The organism is Blautia sp. HCP3S3_C4 (genome assembly GCF_052064095.1).
Taxonomy (GTDB): domain Bacteria; phylum Bacillota; class Clostridia; order Lachnospirales; family Lachnospiraceae; genus Blautia_A.
Map to the genome: position 1 here is coordinate 1 of NZ_JBQHWF010000013.1, position 17,120 is coordinate 17,120.

The following is a 17,120-nucleotide window of genomic DNA, read 5'->3' on the forward strand; positions in this document are numbered from 1 at the left end:
TACGAACCGAACCGCATTCGCATCTTTCGATGCTCATGTGTAAAGAATTTTCGAGAATCGTATGTGTTTCACTGTTTAGTTATCAAGGTTGCCTGTCTTTGTGACAGCTTGTTTATTTTATCATGTTGTTTTTAACTTGTCAAGAACTTTTTTAAGTTTTTTCAAATTATTTTTTCAACATGTTTGCTGTTCATCAGCAACTCGTTTACTTTATCATACGTATTCGAGTTTGTCAAGAACTTTTTTATTTATTTTTACATTTTTTTGTAAAAATAACGGAGAAGGAGGGATTTGAACCCTCGCGCCGCGTTAACGACCTATACCCTTAGCAGGGGCACCTCTTCGGCCTCTTGAGTACTTCTCCCGACTCCGAACTAATAGTCATATATTAAATTCGAATGCGCTTTTTCACAAGTGCATGTGTTATTATAAGTAAAAAAAAGTATTTTGTCAACAGTTTTTTTATCTTTTTTTATTTATTTTTTCAAAGACTTTTCTTTATTCATTATACTTTTCTTTTCACATCAAAAAACAGCCGGTTTCCCGACTGTTTTTTTGCTTATTCACCTTTGGGTTAATCCCACTTTCCAGATTTCTTAATAGTTTCTTCAATACGGGTTTTAACTTCCAAAGCCAGTTCTGTAGTTTTCATGTCTTTATATTCATCATAATACATCGGTTCCAGAAAATGCACCTGTACAACCATCTTTTCGATAGATCTGGTGTCAAAAGCTTTATAGGAATCTATGAGAGCTACCGGAACAATCGGACATCTGGACTTAGTGGCAGCCTTAAAGCTTCCACCTTTAAACTCATGAGGTCTGTTTTTATCTTTATTTCTGGTTCCTTCTGCAAAGATCAGATAATTTCTTCCCTCTTTCACTTCTTTGATTACCTGAAGGATAACCTGCATAGACTGCTTAATATCCTCCCTGTCAATCATAAGTGCTTTCATACACGCAAAAACCTGTTTAAGAAAAGGAACATCTGTAAGCTCTTTTTTGGCGACTACAGAAAAGGGAACCGGACACACCTGAAGGATTGCAAGTACGTCAAACAATCCCTGATGATTCGGAAAGAACATAAATCCATTTTCCTTTGGGATATTTTCCAGCCCATAAGCTTCTATCTTAATGTTTCCTCCACGTATTGCTCTGTTATCTATATATTGAAGCAATTCATATCTTTCTTTTTCACTGTATCTGTCTACATGAGCTGCACACCAGCACAGTTTAAACCATCCATAAGGAACCCATATGAGATTTCTAAATACCATTAATATTATTCTCTTCATTTTTGGTCCTCACTGCGATCAGCTTATTTTTCCTGAAATTTTATCTTCATAACCAGGATTTTTCTTTATAAACTTCTCATATGCCTTGGCATAATCTTTATAAACATCTTTTGTCATAAAATCTGCATAATCCGTTGCAGCCTGTGTTCTCATATCATCTGTAATCTGAGATGGTGGAAGAATATAATAGCTTTTATCCTTTTTACCAATCATATAAGTGCCAATACACGGATACTCCTGGTCATCCTCCAGAACCATATTATATGTAATATATACATAAGTATACTTATCATTTTCTGAAATGATATCGCATTCCTGTATATTTACCTTCTTTGTATTATGCGCCTGGAAATACTTTATGGTTGCCGTAATCTCAGATTGCAGGCTGTCTTCGGTATCCTTCTTTTCATTGTAACAGTCTTTTACCTTTTTCTCTTTGCCATTTGCATAAGCATTGATCAATTCTTCTGTTACCTTTTCCGGAGATTTATGACTGACACCACCGCACCCTGTCATGGAAAAAATAAGCAGAACTGTTACCCCAACAATGAAATACTTCATCCATCTTTTCATAATTATTCAGTTTCCCCTCTATTTTCCTCTGGTGTTTCCTGTGTTTCCTCGTTATCTGCTGCAGATTCTTTATTATCCTTCTCTTCTTTATCCCTTACTTTGGCAACACCTGCCACAGTTACACCTTCTGTAAGATTAATCAGTTTTACACCTGATGTAATTCTTCCAAGGACAGAGATGTCTGAGCATGCAATACGGATAATAATTCCTTCTGTGGTAATAAGCATTACTTCATTGTCTTCATTTACCGCTCTGGCACCAATGACATTTCCGGTTTTCTCTGTGATCTTATAACATTTCACACCTTTACCGCCACGGTTCTGACAGGTAAATTCACTCATTGAAGTTCTCTTTCCCATACCATTTGCAGACACGATCAGCAGACAGTCTCCCTGAGAATTCAGCTGCATGGCAACAATTTCATCATCTTCCAGATTCATTCCTCTTACACCCATAGAGGTACGGCCTGTACTTCTTACATCAGTTTCTTTGAATCGAATACACTGGCCATTCTTTGTAATCAGAATAATGTCTTTTTTATCATCTGTCAATTTTACTTCTATCAGCTGGTCATCATCTCTGAGCGTAATTGCCGCTAATCCGGTCTTACGCACATTTGCATAGTCACGAATCGGCGTTTTCTTTACCAATCCATTTCTTGTCGCCATCATCAGATAACCTGTCTCTTCAAATTTTCGGATTGGGATTACTGCTGTAACAGATTCGCCCGGCATAAGCTGTAAAAGGTTAATGATTGCTGTTCCTCTGGCAGTACGTCCTGCCTCTGGAATCTCATATGCCTTCAGACGATATACCCGCCCTGTATTTGTAAAGAACATCAGATAATGATGAGTGGTAGTCATCAGGAGTTCTTCAATATAATCATCCTCCAGAGTCTGCATACCCTTAATTCCACGACCGCCTCTGTTCTGGCTTCTGAAATTATCCACTGTCATTCTCTTGATATATCCACGTTTGGTCATTGTTATCACTGTATTTTCTCTTGGAATCAAATCCTCTGTAGAAATATCATACACATCATAACCAATGGAAGTCTGTCTGTCATCTCCATATTTCTCGGCAATTGCCAGGATTTCTTCTCGGATTACTCTGAGAAGGAGATTTCTGTCTGCAAGAATGGCTTCGTATTTACGTATTTTCTCCATAAGATCTGCATATTCTGCTTCCAGCTTCTCTCTTTCCAAACCTGTCAGAGCACGAAGACGCATGTCTACAATAGCCTGAGCCTGTACATCCGTTAATTCAAAACGCTCTATCAATTCCTGTTTGGCAATCTGTACATTCTGAGATGCCCTGATAATCCGGATAACCTCATCAATATTATCCAAAGCCTTTAACAGACCCTCTAAAATGTGAGCACGTTCTCTGGCTTTGTTTAAATCATATTTTGTTCTTCTTGTTACAACATCTTCCTGATGGGCCAGATAATACTCCAGCATCTCTTTCAGATTCAGGACTTTAGGCTCCAGACTTCCATGATTAGGGATCAGAGAAAGCATATTAACACCGAAAGTATCCTGTAGCTGTGTATGTTTATAGAGCAAATTCAATACTACATTTGCATTGGCATCTTTGCGCAGATCAATACAGATTCTCATACCTTCACGGCTGGAATGGTCATTCAGATCTGTAATTCCATCAATTTTTTTATCTCTTACCAGCTCCGCAATTTTGGAAATCAGACGCGCCTTATTTACCAGATAAGGAAGCTCTGTAACGATAATTCTTGATTTACCGTTTGGAAGTGTCTCAATCTCGGTTACCGCACGCACACGGATCTTACCCCGCCCTGTGCGGTACGCTTCCTCGATGCCTCTTCTGCCCAGAATTGTAGCTCCTGTTGGAAAATCCGGTCCTTTTACAATTTCCAGAATTTCCTCTATCGTAGTTTCTCTCTGCTCTTCAATTGTATTGTCAATGATCCTGACAACAGCATTAATAACTTCTCTCAGGTTATGAGGCGGAATATTGGTAGCCATACCTACCGCAATACCGGAAGTACCATTTACCAGCAGATTAGGATATCTGGATGGAAGCACAACCGGTTCTCTCTCTGTTTCATCAAAGTTTGGCTGGAAATCAACGGTATCCTTGTTGATATCTGCCAGCATTTCCATAGAAATTTTGCTGAGACGTGCCTCTGTATATCGCATAGCAGCCGCCCCATCACCATCTACAGATCCAAAGTTACCATGGCCATCTACCAATGGATATCTGGTAGACCATTCCTGTGCCATATTTACCAGTGCTCCATAAATTGAGCTGTCACCGTGAGGATGATATTTACCCATTGTATCACCGACAATACGCGCACATTTACGATGTGGCTTGTCAGGACCATTATTCAGCTCGATCATGGAATACAGAACACGACGCTGAACTGGTTTCAGACCATCTCTTACATCCGGCAATGCTCTGGAAGCAATAACGCTCATAGCATAGTCAATGTAGGAGTCTTTCATGGTTTTTTCCAGATCCACCTCGTGGACTTTGTCAAAAATATTATCTTCCATTCTCTATTCTCCCATTATCAGATATCCAAATTCTTCACAAATCTTGCGTTCTCTTCAATAAACTCACGTCTTGGCTCTACCTTATCTCCCATCAGTGTGGTAAACGTCAGATCTATTTCTGAAGTTGCCGCCTCATCCATAGTTACACGAAGCAGAATTCTCTTCTCCGGATCCATGGTTGTCTCCCAGAGCTGCTCAGCATCCATCTCACCCAGACCTTTGTAACGCTGTATTTTGTTATTACTATCACGACCGATCTCTGTAAGAATTCCATTCAGTTCATTATCATCATAAGCGTACCATACCTTTTTATTCTTCTCTACTTTATAAAGAGGTGGCTGAGCCAGATATACATATCCCTGTTTGATCAGTTCCGGCATAAAGCGATAGAGGAAAGTCAGCAGCAATGTAGCAATATGTGCGCCATCAACATCGGCATCTGTCATAATAATGATCTTATGATATCTTAATTTTGTAATATCAAAATCTTCATGAATCCCTGTTCCAAATGCTGTGATCATTGCTTTGATCTCTGCATTGGAATAAATTTTGTCCAGACGGGCCTTCTCTACATTTAAAATTTTACCTCTCAAAGGAAGTATTGCCTGTGTCACACGGTTTCTGGCAGTCTTGGCAGATCCACCGGCGGAATCTCCCTCAACAATATAGATTTCACAATTTTCAGGATTCTTATCTGAACAGTCAGCAAGCTTACCCGGCAGAGACATATTGTCAAGAGCAGATTTTCTTCTGGTAAGATCTCTGGCCTTACGTGCCGCTTCACGGGCTCTCTGGGCAAGAACAGATTTTTCCACGATTACCTTTGCTACAGATGGATTCTCCTCCAGAAAAATCTCCAGTTGCTTGCTTACCACATTATCTACAGCACCTCTGGCTTCACTGTTTCCAAGTTTCTGTTTTGTCTGTCCCTCAAACTGAGGTTCTTCGATTTTAACACTGACAATGGCAGTCAGTCCCTCCCTGATATCATCACCACTTAAATTTGGTTCACTTTCTTTGAGCAGCTTATTCTTATGGGCATAATCATTAAAGGTCTTGGTAAGTGCATTACGAAAACCTACAATATGGGTTCCTCCCTCAGGGGTATTGATATTATTTACAAATCCATAGCAATTCTCTGTATATGAATCATTATGCTGCATGGCAACTTCCACAGATACTCCGTTCTGCTGCCCTTCGCAATAAATAATTTCCGGATAAAGCGCTTCTTTGCTTCTGTTTAGATAACTTACGAATTCCCGGATACCACCCTCATAATGGAAGATTTTTTCTCTTTCCATTCCCTCTCTGCTGTCTTTGAGAATAATCTTTAATCCCTTAGTCAGAAATGCCATTTCACGGAGACGCTGTTTCAGAATATCATAATCATATACTGTTTCTTCAAAAACTTCGCTGTCCGGAAGAAATACAACTTTTGTTCCTGTCTGTTCAGGATCACACTCACCTACCATCTTCAGTGGATACATGGTTTTACCGCGTTCATATCTCTGCTGATATACTTTACCTTCACGGCAGATTGTTACCTCCAGCCAGGTGGAAAGTGCGTTTACAACTGACGCACCTACACCATGAAGACCACCTGATACCTTATATCCTCCACCGCCAAATTTACCGCCGGCATGCAGAATAGTAAAAACAACTTCTACTGCAGGAATTCCCGCTTTATGATTAATACCTACCGGAATTCCACGTCCGTTATCTATAACTGTGATTGAATTATCCTGATTAATGATTACCTGAATTTCCGTACAAAAACCAGCCAGTGCTTCATCTACCGCATTATCCACGATCTCGTAAACCAGATGATGAAGTCCTCGGCTGGATGTACTTCCGATATACATACCCGGCCTCTTACGTACAGCTTCCAGACCCTCCAGAATCTGGATCTGATCTGCGCCGTATTCCGTATTCTCTCCGCCCATGTTATTCCTCCTGTTTATATTTAATTAAAATGTAAGGCCAAACGATCTTTTGACCCTAATATCATAAAATCAAAATATATTTGAAAATCAAATCTGTAATTTGCAAATATATTCTGATCTTTGGACATAATAACACAAATTTATTATAGCACAAAAATTATCGTTTTACCATAAAAAAACTGCTGTAACGCGGATTTTATCTGCGTTACAGCAATCTATTTTCCTTACACAGTTATTTTCAATGACTGATCAGATACTGATAAATATCTCTCTTTGTCACTCCTCTGTCATTGGCCACAAGCTTCATTGCTTCTTTTCTGGAATAACCTTTTTCTTCATAAATTTTCATATGATCTTCAATCGTTATTTTTTCCCAGGATGCCTGCTGCTCCTCCTTCATCTCCTGATGACTTTTTCCCTCTACTACAAGTACACATTCTCCCAACGGTTTCTCTGTAGTATAAAAAGTAATCAGAGCCTCTATTGTGGTATGAAATGCAGTTTCATGCTTCTTTGTCAACTCTCTACACAAAGTCATTCTGCGATTTCCCAGAGCTTCCCTCAGTTCCTCCAATGTTCTCACCAGCCGGTGGGGTGCCTCATATATAATAATTGTCCTGGTTTCATTTTTCAGTTCTTCCAGGATCATCTTTCTCTCTTTCTTATCTGCCGGCAGAAAAGCTTCAAATGCAAAACGCCTGGTAGACAAGCCTGATAATGTAAGTGCTGTGATACATGCTGCCGGTCCCGGAAGAGAAGTAACTTCAATTCCTGCTTCACAGCACATAGCAGCCAGTTCCTCTCCAGGATCTGAAATCCCCGGAGTACCTGCATCTGTAATCAAGGCAATATTCTGTCCTTCTCTCATTTTATTGATAAGAACATAAGCTTTATCAATCTTATTATATTCATGATAACTGGTCATAGGAGTTTTGATATCAAAATGATTCAGCAGCTTAATACTATTTCTGGTATCTTCAGCAGCGATCAGATCCACTTCTTTCAATGTACGGAGAACTCTTAATGTAATATCCTCCAGATTACCTATGGGCGTAGCACACAAATACAATTTTCCGCTCATATCCATTCCTCCCTGACTTTATAATACCATAGTTTGTTTCCTGTCAATTTTTTGTAACTTTGTTCCACCTGATATTATATCATATCGTAAATTTTAAGAATATTTTCTGTATAGACTCCGGGCTCTTTATATACAATCAACGGCGGCTCCACTGTAATTCTGGAATTTCCACCCTTGAGAGCCTCTATCAAAACCATATTAGGTTCTCTGTCTATGTAAGGATATACCAGCTGCATTCTTTTGGGCTCCAGATGATATTTCGTCAGTACATTCATAATTTCTGCCAGTCTGAACGGTCTGTGAACCATATAAAATCTGCCTCTGTCTTTCAGTACTCTGGAAGCCTGGCTTATCACATCCTCCAGATTACAAAGCACCTCATGTCGTGCAATAGCTTTGGGCATATCCGGATTTCTCAATCCATGTTGTCCTATCATATATGGAGGATTACTTGTTACCACATCAAAAGAAGCCGCTCCAAAAATATCAGCAGCCTCTTTGATATCTCCCTGTACAATCTCCACATCTTCTTCCAAATGATTATACTTTACACTGCGACTGGCCATCTCTGCACATTCCTTCTGAATCTCCAGACCTGTAAAATGCTTTCCCTGAGTCTTTGCTTTCAGAAGAATCGGAATAATACCGGTTCCTGTACCCATGTCCAACGCAGTTTCACTCTTTTTTACTTTTGCAAAGCCAGAAAGAAGAACAGCATCCATACCAAAGCAGAATTTATCCGGATCCTGTATTACATAATAACCATTCTGCAGATCATCGACCCGCTCTTTTTCCCTGACCAGCTTCTCATCCATTTAATTTGGAATCTCCCTTTTTATCCTCTAGATCTCCAAGTTCCTTTAATTCTTTATCAGAAACCTTTACTTTTTTCCTGCGTGGTTTAAATTTTAATTCCTCCACAGGAAACTCCTGGATTTCTTTTTCATCATTAATATCTACAATAACCTTCACTCTCTGACGAAGCACATTTACACTTTGTACAGATCCCTGCAGTCCATCCGGAGTAGTAACCATATCTCCGATTCCCGGAAGTCTTTTATTTAATTCCTCATATGTTTCCTGTTCATTTTTTAAACAGCACATCAGTCTGCCGCAGACTCCCGAAATCTTTGTCTGATTCAGAGATAAATTCTGTTCCTTCGCCATTTTTATAGATACCGGAACAAATTCTGACAAATAGGTATGACAGCACAGACATCTGCCGCAAATGCCAATCCCACCCAGAATTTTTGTCTCGTCACGGACACCTATTTGGCGAAGCTCAATACGTGTTTTAAAAATAGATGCCAAATCCTTAACCAGCTGTCGAAAATCGATACGGCCATCTGCAGTAAAATAAAACAGTACCTTATTATTGTCAAAAGTATATTCAGCATCAATCAGTTTCATTTCCAGCCCATGCTCTCTGATTTTCTTCTGACAGATTTTAAAAGCATTTCTTTCCTTACTTCTGTTCTGAGCTTCTCTTTCATCATCATCTTTTGTTGCCACACGAAGTACTTCCTTAAGCGGATGTACCACACTGTCATCGCTTACCTCTCGTGGTGCCAGTACAACTTTTCCATATTCAATTCCACGGGCGGTTTCCACAATTACATGATCACCTGTTTTAATCTCATAATTCTTTGGACTGAAATAATAAATTTTACCAACATTACGAAATCTCACACCAACTACTTTTGTCATTCTATTTCTCCCTGATTGTCAGGAACAGCAATTCAAGAGCAAGCTCAAAATTAACATTTGCCTTCAGACGAACCTTTGTCTTCTGGATAGAATCCAGAATTTTCTCCAGATTCTCATAAGAACGCACCTTTGCCTGTTCCTTTATATAATTTATTTCCTGTTTAAATACCAGATTATCAATTTCCCTGGTGGCTTTGAACATCAGCACATCTCTGAACCAAAACTGAAAGATATCCAGATAATCATTAATATTCTGCTTTTCTGCTGAAAGATTTTTTATTGCATCAGACAGCTCATATACTTCCATGGTATTGGCATATTTCAGAATCCTTAATGCATTCTGCGTCATCTCTGCAAATTCCTGCGAAGTAGCCGCTTCCTTTGCCTTTCCAATGCTTCCCTGAGCAAAAGATGCATCAATTTCCGCCTGATAATCCGGCACATGAAGATGCTCCATAAGATATTTTTTTACCAGACCATCATTTACAACCTTCAGATCAAGGCGTACACATCTTGACTGAATAGTAGGCAGCAAACCACCTATATTATTGGTCAGAAGCATGATCACTGCATATTCCGGCGGCTCCTCGATTGTCTTGAGAAGTGCATTCTGAGCCTGGGGAGTCATCATATCTGCATCTGCTATAATATATATCTTGTAAGGACTATAGTATGGTCTGATGTCCACATCGTGGATCACCTGATCACGGATTTCATCAATTGTAATTGTTCCCGGTTTCTCATGGTTTACCATAATAATATCCGGATGATTCTTTCCCATCGCTTTCTTACAGGAATCACATTTCTGACAAGGTTCTGTACCGCCTGCCTCACATTGAAGCGTAGCCGCAAAGGTTCCTGCCAAAAGCTTTTTGCCAGATCCCTTTTCCCCCGTAAAAATATAAGAATGAGATATTTTGCCAGCTTCAATGGCATTCTTTAAATGCCTGATAATTTCTTCGTGCCCTATAATATTGTTAAATCCCATCATAAGAATCACCCCTTCAGTCCATTTTGTGATGATATTATATCATAAAAGACATTCTATTGCATAGATTTAATATAATTTACAATTTCTTTCACACAAATATCTAAATCTTTATTCTGGAATCTTTTCTCAATCCCTGCGCTCTGAATATTCTCCTCCGAAAAATCTGACTGATCAGCAATAAATCTTCTGCACATTTCCTCGTATTTGGGATTCTCCTGTTCTTTTTCCCTCTTTAATGCTCTGGAAAGCCGCTCGCCATCCTCCACCTGTATATAAACAGGACAGACTGCATTTTCTCCATAATACTTCTTCAGCTTCATAAAAGATTCCAGTGTACCTATTCCCAGATAATCCGATTCTGTCAGATTCACCTGACCGTCATCTGCTGTAAAATATGTCCAGATTCCATATACGGTATGATAAGAACGCTCTTCTATTACATTTCCATTTTTTCTAAATTCATTCAATTTTTCATCACTTACAAAATAATAATTTTTTCCGTTCTCTTCTCCATCTCTGATCGGCCGGGTAGTATATAAAACCAATGTTTTCAGTTTCAGTTCTCTCTGATCTTCCAGAAGAGAATATATCCTGTCTTTTCCGGAAGCACTTTTTCCCATAATATAAAAAATCTTTCCCATTACCTGCTATTCCTTTACCGGACTGTCTATAACTGCACAGATTGTTTCATTACTACTGTCACTGAGTCCCTGTAATTCCAGTCCCTGTTCCATGTATCTTCTCATATTTCGCACAAATTGTCCAGTAATCTGTTCTCCGGGCACAATAACAGGAATCCCCGGAGGATACAGATAAGCAAATTCACCACTTATTTTTCCAACACTTTCTTCCAGGTAAAATCTCTTCTGAGGTGCATCCATAGCCTGAGAAATTGTCATAAATGCTTTCATTTTTGCATAGGAAACATTCTTCTCCGTTTTCTCCTGAACAGTTTCCACCTGTGTATCAATATACTCAATTGCTTTACACAGTCTGTCTAATCCTTCTTTTGTGTCTCCCACAGAAGCAATTCCCAGGACATATTTTTCCGCTTCCATTTCCATTTCTATATGAAACTCATTTCTCAACCGTCTGTGTAGTTCTGTCCCATTAATAGAAGTTCCTACTGTAGAAAACAACAGTTTTGACCGGTCAAAGTCATACACACCGGTACTGTTTATCATTTCCGGAGTTATCAGCCTGATATGTCCGCATTTCATCAACCGCTGTCTGGCTTCCTCCAGCTGAGAAGTAAATTCTGCAAACATCTTCTTCCCTGTTGTATGATTCATTCTATCCATGCAGGCATCCATACTGGCCATAAGAATATAGGAAGGACTGCTGGTCTGATAGATACCCATAAATCTTTTTATTTTTCCCACATTTACTCTGTCACTACACACATGAAGAACTGCCGTCTGTGTAAGGGCCGGAAGTGTTTTATGAAAGCTCTGGACAACAATATCCGCTCCAAGCTCTGCTGCAGATACAGGAAAATAATCTGAAAAATGAAAATGCGCTCCATGTGCCTCATCTACAATCAAAGAAATTCCATATTTATGTACAAAACGGGCAATACTTTTTACGTCTGATACAACTCCGTCATAGGTAGGGGAGGTAATCAGAACTGCTTGTATATCCTGATTTTCTTCAATATATCTTTCCACACAAGAAGGTGAAATTCCTCCGTTTATCCCCAATCTGGAATCTTCATGTGGATAAATATATATGGGATGCAAGTCTCTTATATATAATCCATGATAAACAGCCTTATGACAATTTCGCGCCATAAGGATTTTGCCTCCTTTATCTACACAGGCACTGATTGCTGCCAGAAGTGCTGCCGTACTTCCATTTACACTAAAAAAACATCTCTGGGTTCCATAAATCTGTGCTGCATATTCCTGCGCATCTCTAATCACGCCTTTTGCATGATGAAGATTATCAAACCCATGAATTTCTGTAATATCCCAGTCAAAAGGAAATGAGGCTGCAGAAGAATCCATATTTCTCTTATGTCCGGGCATGTGAAAGGGATAATAATCTGACTTTCCGTATTCTTCCAGCTTTTTATATAATCTATCCATATTTTCCTTTCTGATTTTTCTTTGATCAGACCTTAAACCTGTAACCTACACCCCAGATTGTTTCAATATATTGAGGTTTGGCAGTATTAAATTCAATCTTCTCACGGATTTTTTTAATATGTACTGTTACTGTAGCAATATCTCCTACTGATTCCATATCCCAGATTTCCCTGAAAAGCTCCTCCTTAGTAAATACTCGGTTAGGATTTTCTGCCAGAAATGTAAGAAGATCATATTCTTTGGAAGTAAAAGTAGTCTCCTCCCCATTTACCCACACACGACGGGCAGTTTTATCAATTTTTATACCGCGAATCTCTATAATATCATTTTTCTTTACATTGGAACCGACCAGACGATTATATCTCTCCATATGTGCCTTTACTCTTGCCACCAGTTCACTTGGACTGAAAGGCTTAGTCATATAATCATCTGCTCCCAGTCCCAGACCACGGATTTTATCAATATCATCTTTTTTAGCCGACACCATAATGATCGGTATATTTTTGGTCTGACGTACCTGACGGCAGATATCAAATCCATCTACTTCCGGCAGCATCAGATCCAGGATGATCAGATCAAATTCCTCATTTAATGCTCTGACCAGTCCTGTATCCCCTCTGTTACATATCTCAACCTCAAATCCGGAAAGTTCCAGATAATCTTTCTCCAGATCTGCAATAGCCTCTTCATCTTCTATAATTAATATTCTGCTCATTTCATTGGTACCTCCTGATATTTTCTGAGAACAAAATACATAATTGTGCCGATTCCCAGCCTGCTGGTAGCCCATACCTTACCACCATGATCCTCCAGAATCTTCTTTACAATAGAAAGTCCGATACCACTTCCACCCTTGGAAGAATTTCTGGATACATCGGTTCTGTAAAATCGATCAAAAATATAAACAATATCCTTAGCAGCAATACCTTTTCCATTATCTTCGATTTCTACCTGGATAAAATCTCCTACATCCTTGATACGGATCTGAATAATTCCTTTGGGCTTGTCCATATATTTAATAGCATTACTGATAAGATTATGAATTACACGGCGGATCTGCTCTCCGTCTGCGATCACCTGCACACCACTTTCCACATAATTGGCATAAACCAGTTCAATTCCTCTGGTTTCCAGTTCCAGACCTACTTCTTCTGCACAATCACTAAAATAATCCTCTACGTTCAGCTTACTAAAAGTGTATGGAATACGATTTGTATCAATCTTGGAATAAAAAGTCAGTTCATTGATCAGATGATCCATTTCATTGGTTTTATTATAAATAGTTTTTACATAACGATCCATCTTTTCCGGAGTATCCGCCACACCATCCATGATTCCTTCCACATATCCCTTTACAGCTGTAATAGGCGTTTTCAGATCATGTGAGATATTACTGATCAGTTCTTTATTTTCTTTATCCAATATTATTTTTTCCTCTGCAGATTCCCTCAGACGCTTTCTCATTTCCTCAAAATCCTGACATAGTTCTGAAAATTCATCATTCCCCTCTACGTCCAATACAAAATCAAGATTTCCTTCTTTTATATTTTGAGTTGCTTTCTTTAATTTTACTAAAGGTGTTGCTATACTTCTGTATATCCATAAGCCTATGGACAAAGCTGTAAATACAAGAATTACTGTCGCTGTAAACAGAAGATCTCTGGCAATAAGTTTTACCTGCGTCTTGCTGTTGGCAGACACTCCCATGGAAATATCATAGACAATTTCTGAAGAATCTGAATTATGTTGTGCCAGTTTTGTATGACTTAATCCGTATAATGATGCAGAAAACAATAAAAGGGGCACTAATATGATCATGGCAAATCCAACTATGATCCTTGTTTTTAATTTCATTGAAACCATCCTTTTCTCTGAGCCAATTTTTTTCATAACAAGATTATACCATAAAGTCTGTTTTCAATATCTAAATTTTCTATAAAATGCTGACGCCAACGTCGAAAGTATATTCTGCCAAAGCACCCGGACAATAAAAAAACAAACAAACATCCCACACAAAAATATGCAGGATGATTGTTTGCTTTTGTTTAAAGATAACTTTTTCTCAATTATGCAAGATATTTTTTCAGATCATTTACCTTATCCAGATGTTCCCATGGAAGATCTACATCTGTACGTCCGAAATGTCCGTAAGCAGCTGTCTGTTTGTAGATTGGGCGTCTCAGATCAAGCATTTTAATAATTCCTGCCGGACGGAGATCAAAATTCTCACGGATAATCTCAACCAATTTGGTATCTGAAAGCTTACCTGTACCAAATGTTTCCACATGGATAGATGTAGGACGTGCAACACCAATCGCATAAGAAAGCTGAATTTCACACTTATCAGCCAGGCCTGCTGCTACAATATTTTTTGCAACATAACGTGCTGCATAAGCTGCAGAACGGTCTACCTTTGTGCAGTCCTTACCGGAGAAAGCTCCGCCGCCGTGACGACCGGCTCCGCCATAAGTATCTACAATGATCTTACGTCCTGTAAGTCCGCTGTCACCGTGAGGTCCGCCGATTACGAAACGTCCTGTAGGATTGATAAAATATTTTGTATTCTCATCCACCATATTTGCCGGAATAACCTCATCAAAAACATATTTTTTAATATCTTTATGAATCTGCTCCTGTGCAACATCAGGATCATGCTGAGTAGAGCATACAACTGCATCAATACGTACAGGTTTTCCAGCTTCATCATATTCTACAGTAACCTGTGTTTTTCCATCTGGTCTTAAATAGTTTAATGTACCATCTTTACGGATTTTTGTCAGCTGACGAGCAAGCTTATGGGACATATTAATAGCATATGGCATATATTCCTCTGTTTCGTTGGAAGCATAGCCAAACTGGATTCCCTGGTCTCCTGCACCGATAGCATCAATCTCGTCTTCTCCCATTTTAGCTTCCAGAGCTTTATCTACTCCGAGAGCAATGTCTGCAGACTGTTCATCAATTGCAGTGATTACCGCACAGGTATCTGCATCAAAACCATATTTACCACGTGTATATCCGATTTCACGTACTGTATCTCTTACAATCTTCTGAATATCCACATAAGCGTTTGTTGTAATCTCACCCATTACCATTACAAGACCTGTAGTTACAGCTGTTTCACATGCAACACGGCCCATTGGGTCTTTTTCCATAATTGCATCAAGAATCGCATCAGAAATAGCATCGCACATTTTGTCCGGATGGCCTTCAGTTACAGATTCAGAAGTAAATAAAATTTTCTCCATTTTGTTCTCCTTTTTTTCATTTCATAGTATATTTTTATACAGATAATAAAAAGAAACAGCCCGAAGTAATCGGACTGTCTGAATGAATGCTTCAACAATCCTCTTATTGTTCGATCACTCGCTCAGGTTGGCACCTTCCTCCGCATAAAAAGGGGTTGCCGTGGCTTCTCAGATCCTTTGTATCTCCACCACTCTGAATAAAAGGCTATTACTAATTATTAACTTTTCTGCACAACTTACAATATACTCAACCCTTTGTAATGTCAAGCATAAATTCTATTTTTATAGAAATTTTATAATCATCCAACTCTCAGACGGAACTTCTGAATTTCCTTTTCGCTGGAAACTCTTTCAATCTCAGCTCCCAAAGCTCTAAGCTTCTCTTCGAAATTCTCATATCCTCTCTGGATGTATACAATATCATCTACTACCGTAATACCATCAGCTGCCAGACCTGCAATTACAAGAGCAGCACCTGCCCGCAGATCAGGAGCACTGACTCTGGCACCTGTAAGCTTATTTACACCATCAATAATTGCAGAGTTGCCCTCTACTTTAATGTTGGCTCCCATACGTGACAGCTCATCTGCATATTTGAATCTGTTTTCAAAAATACTCTCTGTTACAATACTGGTTCCTTCTGCAAGAGCCAGGGTAACAGCAATCTGCGGCTGCATATCTGTAGGATATCCCGGATAGGGAAGAGTTTTTACATGAGTACGATGAAGTCTGCCTGTAGCACGTACACGTACCGCATCATCAAATTCCTCAACCTCACATCCAATTTCCTCAAGCTTGGCCGTAGTTGCTTCCAGATGTTTGGGGATTACATTCTTTACTGTAACATCTCCACCTGTTGCTGCTGCAGCAAACATAAAGGTACCAGCCTCAATCTGATCAGGAATAATAGAATATTCTGTTCGATGAAGCTTCTCTACACCTTTGATACGGATCACATCTGTTCCTGCACCCTTAATGTTGGCACCCATACTATTCAGGAAATTGGCTACATCTACTACATGCGGTTCTCTTGCTGCATTCTCAATAATTGTACGTCCAGGTGCAAGAGAAGCAGCCATCATAATATTGATTGTTGCTCCCACAGATACAACATCAAGGAAAATATGGCTTCCATGAAGATTCTTAGCCTTTGCTACAATAGCTCCATGTAAAATATCCACATCTGCCCCCAGCGCTCTGAATCCCTTCAGATGCTGGTCAATGGGACGGCTTCCAATATTGCAGCCTCCCGGAAGAGGTACTTCTGCATGCTTATATTTACCAAGAAGAGCTCCAAGCAGATAGTAAGAAGCTCTGATTTTCTTAATATACTCATAATCTACGCTTACATCACCAATGGTAGAGCCATTGATCTTAACTGTTGACTTATTAATACGGTCTACCTGTGCTCCAATGCCGGCGATTGCTTCAAGTAAAACATTAATGTCTCTTACATCAGGCAGATTCTCAATTAAAATAGTCTCATCAGTCATAATTGCTGCTGCAAGAATTGCCAGTGCTGCATTCTTTGCACCTGCGATTTCCACTTCACCTACTAAAGGATTTCCACCTTTTATTACATATTGTTCCATAAATACACCTCTGTAATTATTTTCACTCCCTGTGCGGAGACGAATAAATTATTCTCAAATGATCGTCTGT

The 17,120-nt window shown here is 39.2% G+C and carries 14 protein-coding genes, 1 tRNA gene and 1 riboswitch; all 15 genes read right to left on the reverse strand.

All coding sequences use genetic code 11. The features are described from left to right. Positions 1–276: 276 nt before the first annotated feature. A tRNA-Ser gene (locus tag ACTNC6_RS11840) sits at positions 277–364 on the reverse strand. Between the two features lie 210 nt (positions 365–574). After that, on the reverse strand, positions 575–1,294 hold the full coding sequence (locus ACTNC6_RS11845; RefSeq protein ID WP_303243312.1) for a lysophospholipid acyltransferase family protein: 720 nt from the start codon (positions 1,292–1,294) through the stop codon (positions 575–577). 18 nt (positions 1,295–1,312) lie between these two features. Then, on the reverse strand, positions 1,313–1,867 hold the full coding sequence (locus ACTNC6_RS11850; RefSeq protein WP_441036009.1) for a hypothetical protein: 555 nt from the start codon (positions 1,865–1,867) through the stop codon (positions 1,313–1,315). 2 nt (positions 1,868–1,869) lie between these two features. After that, positions 1,870–4,401: a DNA gyrase subunit A gene (gyrA, locus tag ACTNC6_RS11855; RefSeq protein ID WP_441044200.1), complete on the reverse strand. Its 2,532-nt coding sequence runs from the start codon at positions 4,399–4,401 to the stop codon at positions 1,870–1,872. A 17-nt stretch (positions 4,402–4,418) separates the two neighbouring features. Next, a complete protein-coding gene (gene gyrB / locus ACTNC6_RS11860) occupies positions 4,419–6,344 on the reverse strand; it encodes a DNA topoisomerase (ATP-hydrolyzing) subunit B (RefSeq protein WP_441036006.1) in 1,926 nt (641 codons plus the stop codon). A gap of 238 nt (positions 6,345–6,582) precedes the next feature. Then, complete coding sequence (gene rsmI, locus ACTNC6_RS11865; protein WP_441036005.1) at positions 6,583–7,425, reverse strand: 16S rRNA (cytidine(1402)-2'-O)-methyltransferase; 843 nt, start codon at positions 7,423–7,425, stop codon at positions 6,583–6,585. 74 nt (positions 7,426–7,499) lie between these two features. Beyond that, positions 7,500–8,240 (reverse strand): tRNA1(Val) (adenine(37)-N6)-methyltransferase, encoded by a 741-nt coding sequence (locus ACTNC6_RS11870; RefSeq protein WP_441044201.1) that lies wholly within the window; start codon positions 8,238–8,240, stop codon positions 7,500–7,502. Further along, on the reverse strand, positions 8,233–9,132 hold the full coding sequence (locus tag ACTNC6_RS11875; protein WP_441036003.1) for a PSP1 domain-containing protein: 900 nt from the start codon (positions 9,130–9,132) through the stop codon (positions 8,233–8,235). The genes ACTNC6_RS11870 and ACTNC6_RS11875 overlap by 8 nt, the downstream gene beginning before the upstream one ends. Position 9,133: 1 nt before the next feature. After that, positions 9,134–10,123, reverse strand: a complete 990-nt coding sequence (holB, locus tag ACTNC6_RS11880; protein WP_441036001.1) for a DNA polymerase III subunit delta' — start codon at positions 10,121–10,123, stop codon at positions 9,134–9,136. 53 nt (positions 10,124–10,176) lie between these two features. Next, on the reverse strand, positions 10,177–10,764 hold the full coding sequence (locus ACTNC6_RS11885; protein WP_173743906.1) for a guanylate kinase: 588 nt from the start codon (positions 10,762–10,764) through the stop codon (positions 10,177–10,179). A 6-nt stretch (positions 10,765–10,770) separates the two neighbouring features. Then, positions 10,771–12,210, reverse strand: coding sequence for an aminotransferase class I/II-fold pyridoxal phosphate-dependent enzyme (locus ACTNC6_RS11890; RefSeq protein ID WP_441044202.1), 1,440 nt, complete (start codon positions 12,208–12,210; stop codon positions 10,771–10,773). Between the two features lie 25 nt (positions 12,211–12,235). Next, positions 12,236–12,925 carry a response regulator transcription factor gene (locus ACTNC6_RS11895; protein WP_173743904.1) on the reverse strand — a complete coding sequence of 230 codons (690 nt, stop codon included), beginning with the start codon at positions 12,923–12,925 and terminating at the stop codon, positions 12,236–12,238. Further along, on the reverse strand, positions 12,922–14,073 hold the full coding sequence (locus tag ACTNC6_RS11900; protein WP_441035997.1) for a sensor histidine kinase: 1,152 nt from the start codon (positions 14,071–14,073) through the stop codon (positions 12,922–12,924). The genes ACTNC6_RS11895 and ACTNC6_RS11900 overlap by 4 nt, the downstream gene beginning before the upstream one ends. 203 nt (positions 14,074–14,276) lie before the next feature. Further along, positions 14,277–15,458: a methionine adenosyltransferase gene (metK, locus tag ACTNC6_RS11905; protein ID WP_441035995.1), complete on the reverse strand. Its 1,182-nt coding sequence runs from the start codon at positions 15,456–15,458 to the stop codon at positions 14,277–14,279. Between the two features lie 100 nt (positions 15,459–15,558). Further along, positions 15,559–15,662, reverse strand: a riboswitch (SAM riboswitch). Positions 15,663–15,757: 95 nt separating this feature from the next. After that, positions 15,758–17,050, reverse strand: a complete 1,293-nt coding sequence (locus ACTNC6_RS11910; protein WP_173743901.1) for a UDP-N-acetylglucosamine 1-carboxyvinyltransferase — start codon at positions 17,048–17,050, stop codon at positions 15,758–15,760. Positions 17,051–17,120: the final 70 nt, after the last annotated feature.